The following is a 21077-nucleotide window of genomic DNA, read 5'->3' as shown; positions in this document are numbered from 1 at the left end:
CTCACACTCCCCATTGCCCCCCAACCCCACAAAGTGGAGACCCCTAGCCCCCCACACTCCCCTATCCCCCTCTCGCAGAAATGCTTAGTTTCCGCAGCAGCAAAGCCAAACGAATTTGTACCGCGTCATCGAAATGACGGGGGTTAAGCCCGGTTAGCAAGTTAACTTTATCTAATCGATAACTCAAGGTATTTCTGTGGATAGAAAGCCGATTAGCTGTAGAAGACAGACAGCAGTCTTCAGCAAAGAAAGTATCAAGGGTAACAAGCAGTTCTGGTTCATGGTTAAGGGGACTGAGCAAATAGGCAGCTAATTCTATTTTTGTTTGCTCATCCCCAACACCGACAAAGGCAGCAATTCCCAATCCATCTAAACAATGTACTTGGTTGCGATCGCCAAAACGACAGCCAAGGGACAAGGCAGCGCGTGCATCTTCATAGGATTGGGCAAGCCCCCGAATTCCTGGGTGATAGCGACCAATCCCAATGTTGAGTGACATACCTGTTTCATCCTGCAAGTAAGTCAATAAGGCTCTAGCCGCGCGCTTCAAAGCTGTGAGATTTGCCCAAGAAGAACTACATTGCTCTGGTATATCACCGTGATTTGCCCAGCTACGCAAGTTTTTTGTATCACTTGCCTTCAGAACAGCTACCTCACCATTACCAATATAGGCACAAATTGTGTCTTTAGGAAGATGGAAAAAGCTAACAACACTACGAATCACTTGGTTTGCCCATCGCCGTATCTCTACCTGAATCTTTTCCGGCTGAATTTGATGGAAAAAATCATTCTTGCTTATGGAATCAGCAGCACTAATTAAAATAACTGCACGGGGCGGAGCTAAATCTATTCCCAAAAGTTTGCTATAGCGAATAACTGTTGTTTCTTCATTAATAAAACCATGAAGTAGATCGTAGATAAACTTATCCTTTAACTGGTGTTGATTAAGCAATGTATCAATTACTGTAGTTTGACTAATGACTAGTTCTACTAGTTCCTGCACCAAACGGGAAGAAATTACTTCGCCATTGTGCGGTTTACAAACAATGACTTCACCAACTTGTGTATTAAATGACAAGGGTACTCGCAAGTAGTTAAAAGCAATTTCTTTATAGATATAGTTGAAAGAAGACTTAATTAACTTAGGGTTGCTACTAGCAATCACAAAAGCATCTTGGTCTAAGACAAAAACTTCCGCACACAATAGCTGTGCTACACGTTCTGCAACTATTGTGGCGACTTGCTCAAATTGTGTAGTAGTGTTCAATAAGGCTTTCATTTAATAAAACTCAAGGTTACTGTCAAATTCACTTATGACAAAAAGGCTAGCACTTAAGTATAAAAAATAACCATAATCAAACCAGTAATATCTGAAGGAATTTGCTGGAAAATATTTATGAAATATAGCTATGAACAGCTAACTAAAGTTTAGATAGAAAAGCATCTTTCTTAAGTTGTAATTGTATTGAGTAATTTTGCTAACAAACTTAAGTATAGGGATTTTCTCGACAAATACCGTTCAGTTAAGGTTTTTAGTTCGTAGGATAGAGGGGTGTAGGGGTGTAGGGGTGTAATAAGAAGTACAATTACAGTCTCAGTAAAAGATAAACGAAATAACCACACGTTTCTCTGAGAAGAAACTTAAGCTTACTTGTGAAACTTCGATAACGAGTTGTTGGTGTTGCAGATGGATATGCATCCATTCCTAAATCTTGCGCCATTAATACTGCTCGTTTCAAATGCAAGGGATCACTAACAATGAGAAACTTGGATAAATGCTGAGACAATGCAATCTTCTTTGCGTACATGAGGTTCTGCTGAGTGTTTTGAGAAGCAGTTTCGGTTAAAATATTTGCTTTTTCGACTCCATGTGCCATTGCATAGCGTTTGCCAACAGTTGCCTCGGCGATTTCTTTATTTTTACCAATTCCACCAGTAAAAATGATATTGTGAACTTTGCCACATTTGTAGAGATTAATTGCGTGGTTAATTCGTTCTCGAAAAACTGGTGAAGGTTTTTCTCCCCACACTTCGGCCCCTAAAACAATAGCTGCATCAGCACTAGTAACTCTGGTTTTGCTGCTGTAAACATAGATACTCAATGCAATTGTTGCGAGTATTGGCAGAATTCCAGGCACAAGACTAAGTAAAACGATCGCCAGACATGGCTTTTTCATTTTGTCACTCATGAACATAATTCGTTAACTGAAATCTTCTGCTGTCTGTTCTTTGCCTTTTTTATCAAACATTAATATCACTCTTGGGGGTTATGCTTGTCATCCTGCTTTCAGGTGACTCTCTCTGCCCCTACACCTGCGCCTTAGTTTGATGCAGAGGAATAGTAATAACAAATTCTGTTCCTTCACCAATTGCAGAAATACACTTCAATTGTCCCCCATGTTTTTCTGTAATAATTTGGTAACTAATAGATAAACCTAAACCCGTACCTTTCCCAACAGGTTTAGTTGTGAAAAAAGGGTCAAATAGCTGCTTTTGAATACTTTCTGCAATACCAACACCGTTATCAGCAATGCGAATTGTTACATGTTGATTGTCATTGAGTCTGGTGGCAATGCGAATCTGGGGTTTAGTCAATATTTCAGATGATTGTTCTACAGCATCGATCGCATTGGTAAGAATATTCATAAATACCTGATTGAGTTGTCCAACAAAGCATTCTACTGGTGGAAGTTCGCCGTATTCTTTAATCACTTCTATGGCTGGACGTTCAGATGTGGCTTTGAGGCGATGCTCTAAAATCATTAATGTACTGTCGATACCTTCATGAATATTCACCGCTTTCATTTCTGCTTCATCTAAGCGGGAAAAGTTTCGTAGAGATAAAACAATTTGTTTAATTCTGTCTGCACCAACTTTCATCGATGTCAGTAACTTAGGTAAGTCTGCCATTAAAAAATCGATCTCAAGGGTTTCTATTTCATCTTGAATTTCTGGTGCTGGTTCGGGATAGTACTGTTGATAAAGTTGCAGTAATCTCAATAAATCTTGGGTATATTCATTAGCGTGGGTAAGATTACCGTAGATAAAACTGACTGGATTGTTGATTTCGTGTGCTACTCCTGCGATTAATTGACCCAAACTAGACATTTTTTCTGTCTGAATTAACTGAGTCTGAGTTTGTTGTAATTCCAGTAGGGTTTGCTTCAGTTCTTGCGCTTGCTGTTGCAGAGTCTTTTGTTGTTGACTGAGTAGAATTACTTGTGATTGTGCTTGTTCTGATAGTTTTATTTGTCGCCAAGCAAAAATTGCAGCAACCAGTAGTAGTCCACCTAGTATGGAAGCAAGTAAGTTCAATGCTTGCAGCTGTGATTCTATATTTTCACGGGGAATCACTAGGGCTATTGACCAATTCGCTTGTTTGAGAGGGACATAGGCAACATATTTGTTTGTGCCATCAATAGAAATAAGTTCAATTCCTTGCTTGCGGTTCACCATCTGAGAAGCGATCGCAGCTAGATTAGCATCACTTGACTTGAGGAAGCTAGGAGCAGGTTTTTCTGCTATGAACATCAATTCTGGGTTAGGATGAATGATTGCCTGTCCTTGGGAATTAAGTGCAAAGGCGTAACTGCCTTTACCATAATTAAGTCTATTAACTACTTGAGTTACACGATTTACATTTAAGCTACCAAATATGACTGCGATCGGAGGACTAGCAGGATCGTAACTTTGGCGAATGGGGGAAGCGATCGCAATTGTCGGAGTTTTACTAGCACGACCCATGAAAGGATCGGAAATATTGACTTGCCCTGCCAATGCTTTTTTCACAAAATCGCGATCATTATTTTTCTTGTTAGTTTTACCTAGCTGAGTAGTATAATAAAAACCATCTGGATAAGTAACTCCAATTACAAAAAACTTATTAATTCGCTTCACTTCCGCCTGCAAATATGGTTCCATCACTGACCAGTTTAAGGAACGCACAATATCTGTATTAGCTATAGTCTGGACTTCACTGGAACTAGTTGCCAACCATTGATCGATCTCATTGGTTCCTTGCCGAACTTCTAAAAGTACTTTTTCTTGAAGTTGCTTGAGGATTATCTCTCGCACTACTTTATAGCTGGCAACACCAATGATCGCGATTGCTAAAGTTGTGCTAGCCAGAAGCAATGACGCTGTTAACCTGGGTGATTGTTTTTTGTGCTGCGATCGATATTTCCAAATACCGCATAAATCTCGTAATTTGAGTAAATTGGCGTGGCTAAACATAGCTGAGGTGATAGCAGTTGATAGTTAGTAGTTAGTAGGCACAAAGGCTGGTTTGTATATATCTGTATGATTAGGTTGATTTCCGCAATGAAAAAGGCAGAGGGCACAAGGGTAGATAAAATTACTATTTGGCTGAAAAACTACAATCATAATCCGAGGGTGCAAGACCCCCGGCAATTATGCCCACAACGAGGGCATGAAAATTTGACTCCTCCTACACCCCACACCCACTTTCAAGACAGATATCAATAATTCAAAATCCAAAATGATACTACTAGTTCACCAAATTTCAGGTTTGAGCAACAACCTGCTAGCCTAATAAAGCACGTAGGTAAAAATCGGTACAGCGAAATGAATGGTAAATTAATCGTATTTGAAGGGGTAGAGGGTTGCGGCAAAACAACTCAGATACAACTTTGTAGTAAGTGGTTGCAAAGCCTGGGTATCTCTGTGGTAGTGACTCGTGAACCGGGGGGAACTCCTTTAGGCTTGCATCTGAGGCGCTTGTTACTAGAAAAGTCACCTGATCAGCCGATCGCTGATCGAACAGAATTATTGTTATACGCTGCTGACCGCTCGCAACACGTGGAAGAAGAACTCAGACCAAATCTTGCAGCTGGGAAAATTATATTATGCGATCGCTACACTGACTCTACCATTGCTTACCAAGGTTATGGTCGCGGTCTAGATATGAGTTTAATTCATAAGCTTAACAGCATTGCCACCGATGGCTTAGAAAGTGATATTACCCTATGGCTTGATCTTGATGTTGAGGTCGGATTAACCCGCAAATGTGGGACATCCACAGCGCTAGACCGCATCGAACAAGAAGCAATTGCCTTTCATCGTCGCATCCAACAAGGATATGCAGAATTAGCTACAACCGAACCACACCGAATTGTACGTATAGATGCTAGTGCCAGTGTAGAGATGGTACAAAAACAAATTCAAGATGTTTTAACTCAAAGGCTTAAAATTATGTAATCCCATTTCACATTTTGCCCGGAAAATTTATACCCTCTACCTAGCGGATTACAGAAGAATTTGTTTAGATCGTTGTTTGGGATAGAATGACAAATTGTATTCGCTAAATGCTTTTTAGAGATCCTCGTGAGAGCCTTAAATAATTCTGATTTCATTAGAATTTATTCGTTGTAGTTACTGCTACAGAATTATTTAACAATATTAACTTTCCTAATAATCATACAGATAGATTCGTAGTTTTTATTTTGACGATAATCTTTGATTTTAGCTAGTTAATATATATTTATAGATCACGGAACACATTGACTAGCTATTCACTAATCAAAAGTAACTTTATGATTTTAACAACCATAAAACAAATTGGTTAAAACTTTTATAAACACTATTATCAGAAATATTTGGACAGGTTGATGCTCTCAAATGAATTTAACACACTCAATGGTTTACAGATACTTTTAGTAGAGAACGAGCCTGATACAGCAGAACTGTTTGCTTTTGTACTGCAAGATGCTGGAGCAGGCGTTATAGTTGTGACAGCAATTAGCGAAGCACTCTTAGCACTTGAATATATGAAACCAAATATCTTGATTAGCAGCATTAATTTACCAGATGGCAATGGCTATTCATTAATACAGAAGGTTCGCTCCCGTGAAGAAATCGGTAGATTTCTTCCGGCTATTGCTGTCACTAGTTCCTTGAGAGATGATGAAGATATCCTGATACTCAATGCAGGTTTTCAGACACATCTCACCAAACCTATTGCTCCGGATAGATTAGTAAAAGTAGTTGCCAGTCTTTCTGAAAAAAAAGAATTAAAATAATGATTTATTTATTCGGACTAAAATTCAGACAATAAAGCTTTGCAGCTATTTTGAATAAATTTTATGATCAAGATGCATAAGTTTTAGTATCGTAGTGTGGATGAGGAAATTGAGGTAATGCTAAAGTCTCGACAACCATTGATAACACAAAAAGTCCTTGTTCTGCATCCATCATATGTAGCAGGAAAATTGGGAGTAGTTTGTGGTGAAGAATTACTTTCAAATGGCCGCCCAACAGGACGCTGGCTGATTCGAGTAGATTATACTTCGGAGTCTATTATAGTATCATTACCCCAAGATGAATTTGAAGTACTTTATCAAGATACAGAGCAAGTTTAGGTTTTATTTGGTGTAATTCAAAACTTGAGATTACCTTGCAGTTGTAGATGCGATCGCTTTTTTTCAAACCGTTATTTGAAAAGTAAATAAGGGAACACTGAAAATAGGTACTTTATTTCCCTTAAACCTTATGATAAAAAACGGTTATGAAACTGCAAGCCCTTCAGACCAGCAAGAGTGTCACAACCAGCTACAGCTAGCGGTTCAGTATCAAAAAATTTTGGCGAGAATTCTGGCTAAAATTCGTGCATCTGTAAACCTAGAATCCCTGTGTTCGACTTCTTGTCAAGATATTTGTCGGCAATTGAAGATTGAGCGAGTTGCAATCTATCGCTTCAACCCCGATTGGAGCGGAAATTTTATCAATAGTTTTGGCTTTGCAGAACCACCCTGGGATACACTAACTGCCTTTGGACAGGACTTGGTGTGGCAAGATTCCCATTTGCAAGAAACTCAGGGAGGGCGATATCGCAAAAACGAGCCGTTTGCTGTGGCTGATATTTACGACGCCGGACACGCTCGTTGTCATGTTGAGGTGTTAGAACAGTTTCAGATTCAGGCCTATGCGATCGCACCTATTTTTATTGGTGCAAAACTGTGGGGTTTGCTGGCAGCTTATCAACACTCTGCTCCTCGACAATGGTATTCTCACGAAGTCGAATTCATCGCCCAAGCCGCAAGCTATCTTGGTGTGGCAATGCAGCAGGCAGAAATTCTAGACCAAACCAAACAACGCACAGCAGAACTGCAAGATGCAATTGCCAGGCAACGTGCTTTGACGGAAGTGGTGGGGAATATTCGCTCTTCTGTGAACACCGAAATTATTCTAGATACCACCTGTCAAGAACTCTGCAAACTCCTGAAGCTAGAACGGGCAGCAATTTATCGCTTCAATGAAGACTGGAGCGGTGAATTTGTGAGTCAATTCGGCATGGTGGAGGCACAATGGGATAGAATCAACCCATTTGGCAAAAATCTGGTTTGGGAAGATACCTATCTCCAAGAAACCAAAGGTGGGCGCTACCGTAATAATGAAAGTTTTGTCGTCAACGACATTTACCTGGTTGGTCACTCACGCTGTCACATTGATATTCTTGAGCAATTCAAGATTCGGGCCTATGTTTTAGCGCCCATCTTCATCGGGCCAAAACTGTGGGGATTGATAGCAGCCTATCAACACTCTGGGCCGCGCCAATGGGCAAATTATGAAGTTGAGTTCCTTGGGCAAGTAGGGGCGCAATTGGGAGTTGCGATTCAGCAAGCCGAAAATTTGGCTCAATCGAAACAACAGGCTTGTGCCTTACAAGATGCGATCGCCCGGCAACGGGCACTGACGGAAGTGGTGGGGAAAATCCGCTCCTCCCTAGATATTGATTTAATCCTCAAAACCACTTGCCAAGAAGTGTGCAAATTGCTGCGAGTTGAACGGGTTGGGGTTTATCGCTTTAATCCAGACTGGAGTGGCGAATTTGTCAGTCATTTCGGTATGGTAGAAGCCCAGTGGGACAGCATCAATCCCTTTGGCAAAAATCTTGTTTGGGAAGATACCTACCTGCAAGAAACCAAAGGCGGACGCTACCGCAACAACGAAAATTTTGCTGTAGAAGATATTTACCAAGTCGGACACTCGCGCTGTCACCTAGATATTTTGGAACAGTTTAAGATTCGTGCCTATGTATTGACCCCTATTTTTGTGGGACGGAATCTGTGGGGATTACTGGCTGCCTATCAACATTCTGCACCACGCCAATGGGATAGTGTGGAAGTAGAATTTTTGGGTCAGGTTGCCAGCCAACTGGGAGTAGCACTGCAAAGTTCCCAAATGATGACCCAAATCCAAACTCGCGCTGATGAACTGCATCAATCGGCTGAACAGCGCCGGATTTTATTTGATCTCGTCGTCAAAATTCGGGAATCGTTGGATTTGGAGACAATCTTGAATACCACAGTACAGGAAGTGCGGCGATCGCTAACAGCAGATCGAGTCGGCATCTTCCGCTTTGACCCTGATGTCGGTTTTTGTAGCGGTGAATTTATTGCTGAAGACGTGCTACCCCAGTTTAATTCTGCCCTCACTGTCAAGGTGCAAGACTATTGCTTCGGCGACCATTTCGCACCGCAATATCGCCAAGGACAAGTACAAGTAATCTCTGATATCAACAGCGTTGGCTCTAAAGTGCCTCATCTGGATGTCATTGAACGATTCCAAGTCAAAGCACAGATTGTTGTGCCACTGATGGAAGGTGACGAACTGTGGGGTTTGTTGTGCATTCACCAATGTACCCATCCGCGTCATTGGGAAGAAGCTGAATTGGAATTTGTTACCCAAGTGGCGGCTCAACTCAGTGTAGCGCTACGTCAAGCCAACTTGTTCCAACAATCCAGTTTGCTGGGTCAAACCCGTAAGGAAGCAAATCAACTGGCACAGGCACTCAATGAGTTACGTACTGCCCAAATGCAAATTATCCATGCGGAAAAAATGGCAAGTTTGGGACAACTAGTGGCGGGGGTTGCCCACGAAATTAATAACCCGATTAATTTCATTCATGGCAATTTGGAACACGCTCACCAATACACACAAGATTTACTCCGCTGTGTGGAACTTTATCAACATTATCATCCCAATGCCGCACCGGAGATACAGGAGTTTTTCAAGAAAGCCGAAATAGAATTTTTATTCGACGACTTACCTAAATTATTCCAGTCGATGAAGGTCGGCACTGAGCGCATTTGCGAAATTGTCACTTCTTTGCGGAACTTCTCACGTCTAGATGAAGCTGACTTCAAACCAGCAAATATTCATGAAGGTATCGACAGTACGTTGATGATTTTGCAACATCGCTTGAAACCCTCAACCGATAGCCCCACCATTCATGTGACCAAAGATTATGATACATTACCTTTGATAGAATGCTACCCTGGTCAGTTAAATCAGGTATTTATGAATTTGCTCTCTAATGCCATTGATGCCTTAGAAGAGCGAAATCTCCAAACTACTCCCGAAGTGATTGCAGCCAACCCCGGCAAAATCCGAATTTCTACCTCCCTACTCAATAAAGACTGGATTGACATTCGGATTGCCGACAACGGACTTGGCATGGATGAAAAGGTACTGTCTCGGTTGTTTGATCCATTTTTTACCACCAAAGCTGTTGGTAAAGGCACAGGCTTAGGGCTTTCTATCAGCTACCAGATTGTCACAGAGAAACACAACGGCAAAATCTACTGCCAATCTGAACTTGGTAAAGGCACAGAGTTTGTGATTGAGTTGCCGATTCGTCAGGGGACAACTATAAAAAACCAGTAGATAGTCAAATTATGCCTAATGTGAATTAGTTTTTAATCCCCGACTTTTTTAAAAAAGTCGGGGATCTGGCATGATATTATGCCCCGACCGGTTGAGCAGACGTTGGTATCATCGATGGATCGATCGCAATTCCTAAGCCTTCTGCTACATGATGACCGTAATTCACATCAGCGCGGAAGAAATGGCAGAGTTGGCGTATCTGAATTTCATGTCGTGCTTGACTCAAACTGCCCACGATGTTTTGGATCAGACGTTCCTGTTGCTCGGGTGTCATCAAATGACTTTGACTTAATAGCTTATCAGCAGAAATTGCAATAAATTGTAATATTTAATCCATTTCAGCAGTGCGATCGCGCCCTGCCTCAAACATTTGGCTTAGATTTTAGCCTGGGAGATTCAGCCTGTTCTCTCAGGCGGCTAATTCCCCCAATCGCTTATCCACCTCACCTTTGACCTGGGAGATCGCCGCTTCTACTTCCTGTCTCACCATCTCTCTAATGTCTACGAATGTAGATGGTGTAGATAAAGCTACCGCTTCTACTTCCTGTCTAACTATCTCTCTGATATCTACACTCGTAGACACTGTAGACGCAGTTGTAGACGTGCCCAGAATACTCCTGAGCAACCTAGCCGCAGTTTGGTTTAGTGACTCATCCTCGGTAATTTGCAACGCTGACAATGCTTGAATTTCGAGTTCACTTAGCCGAAACGAGATTACTTTACTAGCCATTCTGTAGACTTATGTATACGTAATTGTATACATAGTAAAGTCTTGTCTACAAAATGTCTACGTTTTTGTTTACAGTGTTGTAGACAATTTGTAGACAATAAAATAGAATAATTAGCGATTTCAAAAAAGAACAACAATTATGGCTATGGCATTTGCCGAACCTAACCCTAATGAGCCTATTAATACTGAGTTGCAATCCTCGGTGGATTTTGGGCAAGCAGGGGAAGAGGAAAAAACTTCCCTAACTTCTCCAGACCAATCTCTACAAACTTCCCCAGCTTCGGATGAGGCTGCTTCTTTGCTGCAAAGCCTATCTGAGGACGAGCAGGTTAATCAGGATACTGAGTCACAAATAGAGATTGAAGATTCCGGAGCGATATTTCAGGCTGTTGGGATTATTACTGGGGAGGTCAACATAAATGAGGATGGTAAAAGCACTGTAACTATCGGTCGCTGTCAATACCCACTTTTCTATGTTCCCCGCAAACGCAAAGTATTTGAAGCTCTCCAAAAAGAAATAGAAGCAACTGGCAACCGTAATCAACGTCTGGTTGTTTATCCAAAAGCAATTCATTTTCCACGCAAAGAGCAACCGCATCGCATCGCTTTTCAGCTAGTTGGCTTTGACCGAGGGCGAGTTGAAGAGGCAGTTTCAGGAGAGCTACTAGACCTAGAGTTTAAATTCTCAGGACTATGGCAGTTTATTCCTGTTTGCTCTACTCCTTGTATCTCTGTGTTCCGCAACTTTACTCACGAAAGACTGGAATATATTAAGCAAGCCGAACCTGCCCAAAAGGTAAAATTTATGAAGGCTAGCCATTTACCTTTGCTTTGGAAAGATGCGCCAGTCAGACCCTTTAGATTTAATCCCAAAGCCGCCAAAGAAGACCAAGGCCAACCGGCATTTGTCACCCTCAAGGCGAAATTTCTGCCTGGGCGTGATGTCTTCGGTTTTGTAGCACTATTAGCTCCACCCCAAGAAACTCCACCCAGATTTCTCAAAGCATCCAAAAAAGATAAAGCTACAGTTCAGCAAGCATCTAAGAAAGATAAGCCCAGAGTACAGCAAGCACCTAAACCTAAAAAGGATAATTTTGATCGCAGCCATCCTCAGCAAAAACCAATTTTAAAGAAAAAACTAGAGTTGTGAAAAAACCTGTATCAAAGTTTCGCTCGTTGACCAATGCTTCTTTGATGGTACAAGCCCAGGTGTGGACTGCAAAGCAGCGGGCGAGTATGGGGCGCCGTCCCAGAAAAATTTGTGGAGTCAATCCAAAATCCAAAATCCAAAATCTAAAATCGAATGACTGCGAGATGCAAAGGTATAGACAAGTTCTAGAATGCTGCCTACAAGTAGCTCAATCGCCCATTTGATGAGCGATGGTAGACCGATGAATGTAATGCCGAGAATTTATGCTCAGGAGCATTAGTATTCATTACTTATAGTAACTACCAATTGGAAAAATGATTGCGACAGATGGATAGCTACAAAGCTTATCCAGCAAATGTTTCACAATCTAAAATCCGATTTAAGGTATAACTATTGTCGTCATTGGAAGTGGAGAGTTTTAGAGAATTAGACTGATCTACCAATACTATCTACTTTGCCAACGCAACCTTAGATCACGCAGTTATGGCTAGTGTTGACGTTGTCTGGTGCATAGTTGAAAGATTCTATCCCTTTGTGTTTTGATCTTTTGCCGACTTCTACAGAAAGTTTTGATGAGCGATCGCTGGATAATTATTCCCTCATGGTGGATGGAGGGGCAATTCCCCTCAAACAACTTCAATAACTATCGTTTAGGATTTTATAGAGTATAATTTGATTTTTTAGGAGAAAATCCTTGCAGACAAATTTAAAAACAGGTGCAAAATGTCCGGTAGTTAAGTATTTCTATACACATAAGTAATAAGTATTTATTTATCTACGATCCGTTTCAAGCTGTTTGGTTGATAGGCGAAACAGGAGATTAAGGATATTATTATGACACATAAAATCTCTTTAAGACAGCCCAGGAATGTCATTAACGCGATCGCAGGTTGTTTAACCTTCTTAGCTGCTGTAACGGCTGTCAAAAGCGAAAATCCGAATGCAAAAACACTTGCTTGGATTGTGGCTGTAAGCAGTGCTGCGATCGGAATAGTCAATGAAGCCAGTTATCATCTGTATGAAGACAATGCCAATAATCAGATAGAAGCTTTTATTAAACCCAAAGATGAGAAAATTGCTCAATTAACCAAGGAAGTAGAGACCAAACTCGGAATTGAGAACCGATTACGGCTAGAGCAATCAGTTAACAAGAAATTGTTAGATACAGTTGCCAATCTCAAGGCTGAGTTAGAAGTTTATCAAGGTAAAGCAGAAGAAGAAAAGTTATTTGCCGATGCTGTTATAGACAAGTTTTTATTCAACATCAAAGAAATTTTAAATACCCATATAGAAGAGTGTATTGAAAAGCTAAAAAAATCAATAGATGCCAAACTTAGGCAAATTAAGGATGAAAGAATTATCACCAGATTAAATAAATTTAAGAGTGAGCTTGACAGTAAATCTATTAACTACAAAAACTTGATTACACAAATTGAACGCAATGAAAATCTTGGTTTTGTGAATGATACTATTGAAATTTACAGTCAAATTCACGAAGAATTGGCATCTTTGAAAGTTAAATTTATCAGAACATTAACTATTAGCGATCGCTTGAAATTCTACAATACAGTCAATCAGGAACAAGCCAAAAGCGGGTTAGCTAAAATCGGAAATCAAAAGCCTAGTTATGCCCACGTCTTAGCAAAACTAGAAGAATCGGAGCGATTAGCCGCTAAGGATGAGCAATATATAAAAAACGTGATTGCAGAGTTAGAAAAGGCTATGGAGCGGCTAGCGCAAAAAGAAGAGGAAATCAAAGCTCTCAAACGTCCTCAGTATTGGTCTACACCGACTCGCGACGATCAATGGTTAGCAAATATTATTATTGGTTATTTTGAACAGTTAGGAATTATTTTAGACCGCGCTCACAATGAATACGAGCAGTGGCAAGCAACTCTATATTTTCACATTGATAGAAATAGACGTTTAATCACAGCAAAAGACCTCAACGAACACTCGCAAAATATAGAACAGCTAGGCTATACACTCAACAGACCCGAGTTCAAATTTGATAGTGAATCAGGATTGATGAGTGTTTGGGTACAAATAGCTAGTGATCCTGCTCAGAAAATTATTCCATTCATCAGGATTGCGAGGGATTGACCGGAAAATCGGAGGGTACAAGTCTCTAACAGTCTGTATCATTAATTTTGAGGGGTTACATAATTGAATGAATTACCCTTTTGTCCTCTTCATCTTGGCGTACTTGGCGTCTTTGCGGTTAGTTTTTTTACCTTTCAGAGCTAATGAAACAGACCACTAGTACTCCACTTATGAAGCGATCGCCATCTCAAGGAAAGTTAGCAATTTTACCGTGAAAAGAGCGCGGATTATCCGTAAGGATTCGCACCAAAGCCGCAGCAGCTTCTTGGGGAGTCCTTAATATTCCTTGTTGCTGTAGCCTCGAAAAACCCGATGAAGTACTTGAGAACCACCACCAACAGCAGTACGAGCCTGCTGTTGCATATGCGTCTCCACTACACCAGGTCGATAGACAAAACTAGTGATTTGTGGAGCTTCAGTAGCTAGCTGTCGAGCTAGATGTTCCAGCGCCGCCTTGGCGACTGCATAGGCTCCAATTCCTGCTAGGTTGGAGGAGGCTGCACCTGAACCAACAAAAACCCCAATACCACTACCAGCCTGCAAAAGCTGTGGAACGGATTGGCGAATGAGTTGGTATCCCGCATTGAGATGAGAGTCAATCACCTCAAGCCATTGATTCTCTGGTAGTTCCCACAAAAGCGGGCCTGGATTTAAAACCCCGGCGTTATGAATAAAACCATAAAAGTTTCCGAGAGATTGAGCTGTCATCACCATCTCTTGGACAGTTTGAGCAACAGCAGCATCTCCCACCACAACTTCCGCCTTTACACCCAGTCCACTCACGTGTGCTTGTGTTTCCTGTAGAGGTTCTGGTGTGCGAGCTGATAGCACCAGGTTAATTCCGACACGCGCTAACTCCAATGCTAGCGCTCGACCAAGACCACGGGAAGCGCCTGTGACAATTAGGGTCTTATTTGTTAAATCCATGATCAAAAAATCGTAGGAATAACTCTTGTTTACTTATCGCAAGAATTGACTTTAGCCAAAGATTAGGCAGCTATTTGAGCAGAAAATCGAGATTGGAATTGGAGTCATATTCAACGATTGGTTCTCCAAACTTGAATAAACGCATTGTTTGATTACCTATTAATTTAATTGATGTACCTTCAATATTCAACATAGTTCCTTCTTTGAAGCCAACAACATAAATATCAGGATTGACAACTAAAAATTCTTTAATTCTTTTTTCTCTAGACTCTCCATTATGATTGGGAATAACTGCATCTGTATAGTGAGGATTTATCTGAAATGGAACTAAATTTAAGGCGCTAAAACTTATAGGATCAATGATTGGCATATCATTAGTTGTTTTAATTGTAGGACAAGCGACATTTGAGCCTGCGCTCCATCCAATATAAGGTGTACCGTGATTTACTTTTTCTCTGATTATTTCAATAACTCGACTTTTGTGTAACCAATGAATCAGATGAAAAGTATTTCCACCTCCGACTACTATAGCTTCTGCTTTTGCAATCAATTCATGATCATTTTCCGAGCCATGAATACCTTCTATTTTATAACCTAAATTTTTAAATACTTTTCCAACTCGCTCGGTATATTCATCATAAGTTAAAGTCACACCTGCAAAGGGGATAAACAATATTTTTTGAACAGATTCTCCTAAGAATTTCTTGATTTCTTGATGAGCATAAAATAAGTAACTTTCACCAAGATTTGTTGAATTACTGAGCAATAATAATCTTTTTTTCATAAAAATCAAATTATGACAGTATTTAATGGTTCGTTTTTAGGTTAACAGGCGATAGCATCAGTGTTAAGTTTCGTCAAATCAAAGATTGATTTTAATAGAACATGTATTAGTCCTAATGGTACAGTCCTTAGGCAAAATATTCTCCCTATTGCCTGACGTAATCTGCTGTGCCTAAAGGGCATAATTGCCACTACCAGATCAAAGATCCCACCAAAACAGCAACCCTGTTCGCCTCTAAGCGAAGGAGACATTTGCTATGCCACCCCAAGCAGAAGACTTCACAATCGGTGTTGAAGAGGAATATCAAATTATTAACCCTACAACGCGTGAGCTTTGTTCGCGCGTGCAGCAGATTCTCCCCATCGCACGGGAAGCTCTTGGTGAAAAGGTGCAGCCTGAAGCTCAGCTCTCACAAATAGAGATTGGTACACCAGTCTGTCGCACGCTCTCTGAGGTGCGCGCTTCGCTTGTAGGTATGCGCCACTCAGTAATTGCAGCAGCAGCCGTTGACGGTAATCAAATCGCCGCTACTGGAACGCATCCATTTTCATCTTGGGAACAACAACAGATTACGCCCAAACAGCGTTATCAAACGCTGATGCAAGATTATCAACAGCTCACCCGCGAACTCATGATTTTTGGTTGTCATGTCCATATTGGCATCAGCGATCGCTCTCGGGCAATCAGTGTGATGAACCGTGCGCGAGTATGGCTTTCCCCACTGCTGGCACTTTCTGCTTCTTCGCCCTTTTGGTTAGGTACAGATACTGGTTATGCTTCCTATCGCACTCAAATTTGGAGCAGATGGCCAATATCGGGCCCACCCTTATTTTTCTCCTCACTTGCTGAATATGAAGCGCTTGTAGAAGCTTTGGTGAAAACTAAAAGTGTAGAGGAGGCGACAAAAATCTACTGGGATATACGTCTTTCTGAGCGTTTCCCGACACTAGAGTTCCGTGTCACGGATGTGTGCATGACGGTAGACGAAGCTGTAATGATTGCGGGACTAATACGAGCGTTAGCACGGACTTGTTATAAGCAAGCAAAGGCAAACGAGCCGTTAGAAGTGGCACGCTACGAACTTATACGTGCTGCTAATTGGCGTGCTGCACGCTACGGATTGGATGCAGAATTGATAGATGTTGAACAAGAATGTGCTGTTCCAGCACAGGAACTAGTTAAGAGGTTCCTCACCTTTGTGCGTCCATCCTTAGAAGAGTATGGAGACTGGGACGAAGTTTCATCAATCGTGCTAGAAACGATCCAAAAAGGGAATAGCGCAACACAGCAACGCGAAGTCTACAAGCGTAGAGGATCCCTGGAGGATGTTGTTGATTTCATTGTTGCCCAGACAGCAAAAGTTTAGAGAAGTTGTAAACCGAAACACAGTCAAGCTAATTCATCATTAATAATAGTGAAGTGTCCAACGGCGATTGATAGGCGAACAATCGCAGCACTAAACTGAGGTGGTAAATGATGCAAGAATTTTTGGAAGAGTCGCTCACCCAACAGGAGAGCTTATTACTACAGCCTTTTATCACAAATTCGGATCGTGCTGTCTTTGGTTTGCGGAACTTGCCTGAAGTTGTCAAGGGTGCATTGTTCTCTCGCTATAGCCGTAGTGATAAAAGCTTACGGCGTATTCTACTGGATGAGTTTATTAAAGCACCAGAAGCTAGTTTTGCTCGGATTGTCGGTGGAGGATCTGACAATGGTGCTGATCAATTAGTGGCGATTCAACAAGCAGAAGCTTTTTATGATCGGGTGTTGATTGGTTATGGTGATGACTCAGTAGCAGAACTAGGAGGCGCACACCTTGCCTGTGAAGGAATTAGTAATATTGCAGCAAAAGCACTGGAAGACAGTCGTTTAGGAATTTCTCCGTTAGAGAAGTCAACAAGATATGTTCCTTTTAATCGTAAAATCAACGGGCGCTACCGCTACTATCGGGAACCGTCAATAATGGCATCAAGTCATGCACAGCGATATGAGGCAACATTAGATCATTTATTCGATACTTACACTCATTTAATTGAGCCTTTGTTGAGTTGGGTACAACAGCGTACTCCTAAAGATACGACTACTTCTGATCGAGCATATAACAATGCTACAAAAGCTAAAACTTTGGACTTGTTGCGTGGTTTACTGCCAATGGCAACTCTGACTAATGTTGGATTGTTTGGTAACGGACGGGCATTTGAGTATTTGCTAGTCAAGCTTGCTGCTTCACCTCACCCAGAAGTGCGTAACCTTGGGGCTTGTATGCAACAAGAACTAGATCAAATTATACCTTCATTTGTCAAGCGTGCCAAAACTGAACGGGGCGCTCAATATTCGAGTTACTTATCAACAAATTGGGGTCGTACACAATCATTGGCACAAAAACATTTAGGGCAAATTCAACCACCAGCAAGCTCAACTGTTCAATTAGTTGAGTACGATCCAGATGCCGAGGTCAAGATTGTTGCAGCCATCCTTTATCCTCACACTGATTTGACATTCGAGCAAATTCAAGAATACGTTGTTGGTTTATCCAGCCAAGAGCGAGTAGAAATTATCAACACTTATGTAGGCGATCGCGAGTCACGATTTCATCGACCTGGACGTGCTTTTGAACAAATCTACTACACGTTTGATGTGCTAGCTGATATTGGTGCGTATCGTGATTTACATCGACATCGTGTTCTCACACAAGAACGTCAACACTACTGTGTTCGTCATGGGTACGTAGTGCCAACAGAACTGGAAGAAGCAAACCTTGCCCAAACCTACTGCAAAGCTTTGGATTATGCAGCCGAAACAACTGAGTTGATTAGTCAAGACTTACCAGATGCAGCACAATATGTTGTACCTTTCGCCTATCGAGTGCGCTGGCGAATTAAGTTGAATCTCCGGGAAGTTTATCATCTTGTGGAATTACGAAGTTCGCGACAAGGACATCCTTCCTACCGCACAGTTGCCCAAGAAATATATCAGCAAATTAATGCTGTTCATCCAACATTAGTAGCTAATATGCATTTTGTAGACCTTAATGATTATGCTTTAGAGCGATTAGCAGCAGAGCAGAGAATTGATACAAAATTGCAGCAATTAAATCAAAACCAAGTAAAGGATAACTGTAGGTTGGGTTGAGGCTTTGGGAAACCCAACAAATGCTTAGAATGTTAGTTTACCCTGCGGGAAGTCGCGCAGGGCGAACATCCCTATGCCCACAACCTAAGGAATGAAAATTTGACTCCTCCTACACCCCCACACCTTTACACTCCTATACCCATTTTCAAACTAGACGGTCATATGATAAATTACACAACAAGGACATGAAATATAGTTCTTCCCCTTTCCCCGTTGCCCCTAATCCCCACTCCCTTGGGGAAGTGGGGCCCCCGAGTTCCCCTTTCCCATATTTTCAAGACAAGCCCCCAGGGGCAATTGCCCACAAGGAGGGGATGAAAGAACGAACACCGATGAACACAGATGTACACCGATGGATTATGGGTTTGCTGTTAGGTTCATCCCCGATCGCTATTTTCAAGGCAAATCTAAAGTGTACACCGTAAAGTTTGCGAGCAGGGAACTAAGTTTTATCATGAGAGGGAAAGTTGGAATTAAGAGTTAATTGAAACCAATTCTTCAAGTTCCGATTCTTCAAGTTCCGGTTCAACTACCATTAAATGTTGTTCTAAAATTGCCAAATTACGGATATTGGACTTATAGAAAGCATCAAATAAATCACCTACTAAAGGCACACTGCCAACAACTGCTTCTAAACCAACGTTGAAAATCATTTTGGCTAAGTCTTGGCGTGGTATACCAAAGCGGGTAGCTAAATATATAATGTAAGCCGAAAATCCTGTACTAATTAAATCACCAGCACCTGGAACTAAACCAATAATGGGGTCTAGTCCAATGCGAAAGCCGATCAAAGGAATACGTATAGATGTATCCATCAGTTGGCTAAGTTTACGAATGCGGTTGAGAGTAGCAAGGCGTTTAGCAGCATCCATAATTTACTAGATTTAATATTTACACTACTCTTAGGTTGCACTACTTTCAATTATTCGTCTTGTACCGCAAGGAGGTTTTATTTTGACATTTAAAATAAAGCCCCCTTGCTTAAGGGGGATTGATATAAAAAACCTATATGATTAGTGAGAATTCTAAAGCCCAGATCCCCGACTTCTTTAAGAAGTCGGGGATCTTGTAACTCAGGATTTATCTATAATCCTGTCGCTGAATTTGCCGTAGACGGGCAGCATCACGCATACCATATTCAGGACGACAAAAACGATTTAATTGTGCTTCAAAAAATTCACGATTTGCTTGTAAATGTTTGGGATTTGGATCATCTAATGGATATAAAAGTGCAGTCCGTAAAGCTTGAATCACCGCAGAAGTAACGTTGTACATTGACCGTTGGAAACTAATTCCCAACTGAATCAACATATCGTCCTCACCCCGACAGTATTGTTTGTAATAATCCACAAGATATTGGGGCAAGAAATGCAACATATCTTGCATTAAAAGTGTTGGTGGAATGCCCGCTGTCCCTACAGGAAATACATCGGCATATAAAATACCGTAGTGAAAATCTTCTTGCTTGTCAGGTATTTGTCTGGCTTGAGCATTGTAAGATTTTGTACCTCGGAAGGGAGAAGTACGATAGAAAACAGCCTCTACATAAGGTAATGCAGCCTCGTACAGCCAGGTAAAACCCTTAGATTTGGGGATAATTTCGTAACATTCTCCCCGTATATAAACATGATGGTAAATAGGACGACCTGCGATCGCAAAAATTCCATTGACTAAGAAATTCATGGCATCGGGGACACCTTTAAATCCACCTTCATCATAGATGTCCGACATTTCAAAGAAAACCGGCGCCATGACTTCCCAGAACAAGCCCAGGTTAGCGTAATAAGACATCTGGCGGCACTGTTCCAAAAACATATCAGGAAACAGTTTATAGAGTCCCAACATTAAGGGGTTGCCTTGGAAGTAGGCCTTAATAGCGCGATCGGCATTGGCTTTGTATTCTTCACTGTCCAGATAAGCATCAAATTGATTCACTGGTGCGTACATATGACGATGCCAAAGCATTGCCCGCATACACTCTTCAGCAAATTCCATATTTATGCGGTCATGAAACCAATGATGAAGTAATTTTGGCATTTTAAAGGTTTCACCCTTTTCCATAAATGCCAAAAGTTCTGGATGGGCTGTTGCTTCACCGCGCCAAATTCGCAAATCAGCATCGTCACCAGCATAATGATTATGCCGCTCTAAATACTCCTGAGAAATGAAGTATTTAAAGAAGGGAAAGGGATCTAAAAAAACCTGTTCAGCAATATAAAGCAAATCACGCCAGTAGAAATCCATCGGCACTGCATAAGCCTTATAAATGCCGATAATTTGCATCAAATTTTCTGGCGTATCTGGTAACATTGAACCGCCAGCTTCTAAACGGTGAATTATTTCTGCAAATTCATGAGTAGAAGGCGGTAATTTAGTTGTAGGTTTATCTGGTGCTTGTACCATTTTTAGCTCCTTTTTTTAGGAATAGTTGGTTGTTGATTGTTGATTGTTGTTTGGAGTTAATACCAAACAACAACTAACTAACAACTAACAACCAGTTTCTTCACGTATCTTCAAAGCATGAAAAATACTCAAAACATCATGTGTCCACACTGGTAATATCAATA

Annotated in this window: 18 protein-coding genes; 9 read left to right on the top strand and 9 right to left on the bottom strand. The window is 41.2% G+C overall.

The window, feature by feature from the left end; all coding sequences use genetic code 11:
* Positions 1–61: 61 nt before the first annotated feature.
* The 3 genes from UYI_RS0126735 to UYI_RS0126725 form a co-directional block, all read right to left on the bottom strand.
* Positions 62–1279, bottom strand: a complete 1218-nt coding sequence (locus UYI_RS0126735; protein WP_016869747.1) for a PucR family transcriptional regulator — start codon at positions 1277–1279, stop codon at positions 62–64.
* Positions 1280–1586: 307 nt separating this feature from the next.
* A complete protein-coding gene (locus tag UYI_RS0126730) occupies positions 1587–2189 on the bottom strand; it encodes a YdcF family protein (RefSeq protein ID WP_016869746.1) in 603 nt (200 codons plus the stop codon).
* A 118-nt stretch (positions 2190–2307) separates the two neighbouring features.
* On the bottom strand, positions 2308–4233 hold the full coding sequence (locus tag UYI_RS0126725) for a sensor histidine kinase (protein WP_016869745.1): 1926 nt from the start codon (positions 4231–4233) through the stop codon (positions 2308–2310).
* A gap of 351 nt (positions 4234–4584) precedes the next feature.
* Here UYI_RS0126725 and tmk point away from each other — a divergent pair, with 351 nt between their 5' ends.
* From tmk to UYI_RS0126705, 4 genes are all read left to right on the top strand, one after another.
* Positions 4585–5217, top strand: coding sequence for a dTMP kinase (tmk, locus tag UYI_RS0126720; RefSeq protein ID WP_016869744.1), 633 nt, complete (start codon positions 4585–4587; stop codon positions 5215–5217).
* Between the two features lie 410 nt (positions 5218–5627).
* Positions 5628–6038 (top strand): response regulator, encoded by a 411-nt coding sequence (locus tag UYI_RS35330; protein WP_016869743.1) that lies wholly within the window; start codon positions 5628–5630, stop codon positions 6036–6038.
* 117 nt (positions 6039–6155) lie between these two features.
* A complete protein-coding gene (locus UYI_RS0126710) occupies positions 6156–6377 on the top strand; it encodes a hypothetical protein (RefSeq protein ID WP_016869742.1) in 222 nt (73 codons plus the stop codon).
* Between the two features lie 130 nt (positions 6378–6507).
* Positions 6508–9684, top strand: coding sequence for a GAF domain-containing sensor histidine kinase (locus UYI_RS0126705; RefSeq protein ID WP_016869741.1), 3177 nt, complete (start codon positions 6508–6510; stop codon positions 9682–9684).
* 76 nt (positions 9685–9760) lie between these two features.
* Here UYI_RS0126705 and UYI_RS0126700 read toward each other — a convergent pair whose 3' ends face one another.
* Both UYI_RS0126700 and UYI_RS0126695 read right to left on the bottom strand, forming a co-directional pair.
* Positions 9761–9958 (bottom strand): catalase-related domain-containing protein, encoded by a 198-nt coding sequence (locus UYI_RS0126700; protein WP_016869740.1) that lies wholly within the window; start codon positions 9956–9958, stop codon positions 9761–9763.
* Positions 9959–10093: 135 nt separating this feature from the next.
* Positions 10094–10414 carry a hypothetical protein gene (locus UYI_RS0126695; protein ID WP_016869739.1) on the bottom strand — a complete coding sequence of 107 codons (321 nt, stop codon included), beginning with the start codon at positions 10412–10414 and terminating at the stop codon, positions 10094–10096.
* 139 nt (positions 10415–10553) lie between these two features.
* On the opposite strand from UYI_RS0126695, the gene UYI_RS0126690 reads away from it, so the two are divergent.
* The 3 genes from UYI_RS0126690 (at position 10554) to UYI_RS0126680 (ending at position 13667) form a co-directional block, all read left to right on the top strand.
* The gene (locus tag UYI_RS0126690; RefSeq protein ID WP_016869738.1) at positions 10554–11564 is read left to right on the top strand and encodes a hypothetical protein; all 1011 of its coding nucleotides are present in this window, start codon (positions 10554–10556) and stop codon (positions 11562–11564) included.
* 514 nt (positions 11565–12078) lie between these two features.
* Complete coding sequence (locus tag UYI_RS39850) at positions 12079–12207, top strand: hypothetical protein (RefSeq protein WP_258003590.1); 129 nt, start codon at positions 12079–12081, stop codon at positions 12205–12207.
* Positions 12208–12398: 191 nt separating this feature from the next.
* The gene (locus UYI_RS0126680) at positions 12399–13667 is read left to right on the top strand and encodes a hypothetical protein (RefSeq protein WP_020476706.1); all 1269 of its coding nucleotides are present in this window, start codon (positions 12399–12401) and stop codon (positions 13665–13667) included.
* Between the two features lie 276 nt (positions 13668–13943).
* Here UYI_RS0126680 and UYI_RS33480 read toward each other — a convergent pair whose 3' ends face one another.
* Positions 13944–14594, bottom strand: a complete 651-nt coding sequence (locus UYI_RS33480; protein WP_016869736.1) for an SDR family NAD(P)-dependent oxidoreductase — start codon at positions 14592–14594, stop codon at positions 13944–13946.
* A 70-nt stretch (positions 14595–14664) separates the two neighbouring features.
* On the bottom strand, positions 14665–15378 hold the full coding sequence (gene pepE, locus UYI_RS0126670) for a dipeptidase PepE (protein WP_016869735.1): 714 nt from the start codon (positions 15376–15378) through the stop codon (positions 14665–14667).
* A gap of 256 nt (positions 15379–15634) precedes the next feature.
* Here pepE and UYI_RS0126665 point away from each other — a divergent pair, with 256 nt between their 5' ends.
* Positions 15635–16744 (top strand): carboxylate-amine ligase, encoded by a 1110-nt coding sequence (locus tag UYI_RS0126665; protein ID WP_016869734.1) that lies wholly within the window; start codon positions 15635–15637, stop codon positions 16742–16744.
* A 110-nt stretch (positions 16745–16854) separates the two neighbouring features.
* The gene (locus tag UYI_RS0126660) at positions 16855–18510 is read left to right on the top strand and encodes an FAD-dependent thymidylate synthase (RefSeq protein WP_026086192.1); all 1656 of its coding nucleotides are present in this window, start codon (positions 16855–16857) and stop codon (positions 18508–18510) included.
* 473 nt (positions 18511–18983) lie between these two features.
* Here the strand turns inward: UYI_RS0126660 and UYI_RS0126650 are convergent, their stop codons facing one another.
* On the bottom strand, positions 18984–19382 hold the full coding sequence (locus tag UYI_RS0126650) for a DUF4112 domain-containing protein (protein ID WP_016869731.1): 399 nt from the start codon (positions 19380–19382) through the stop codon (positions 18984–18986).
* 208 nt (positions 19383–19590) lie between these two features.
* Positions 19591–20913 carry a CO2 hydration protein gene (locus UYI_RS0126645; RefSeq protein ID WP_016869730.1) on the bottom strand — a complete coding sequence of 441 codons (1323 nt, stop codon included), beginning with the start codon at positions 20911–20913 and terminating at the stop codon, positions 19591–19593.
* Between the last annotated feature and the right edge of the window lie 164 nt (positions 20914–21077).

This window comes from Fischerella muscicola PCC 7414 (assembly GCF_000317205.1).
In the GTDB taxonomy this organism is placed as follows: Bacteria; Cyanobacteriota; Cyanobacteriia; order Cyanobacteriales; family Nostocaceae; genus Fischerella; species Fischerella muscicola.
The sequence above is the reverse complement of the archived record's forward strand: the minus strand, read 5'-3'. Positions and strand labels throughout refer to the sequence as shown.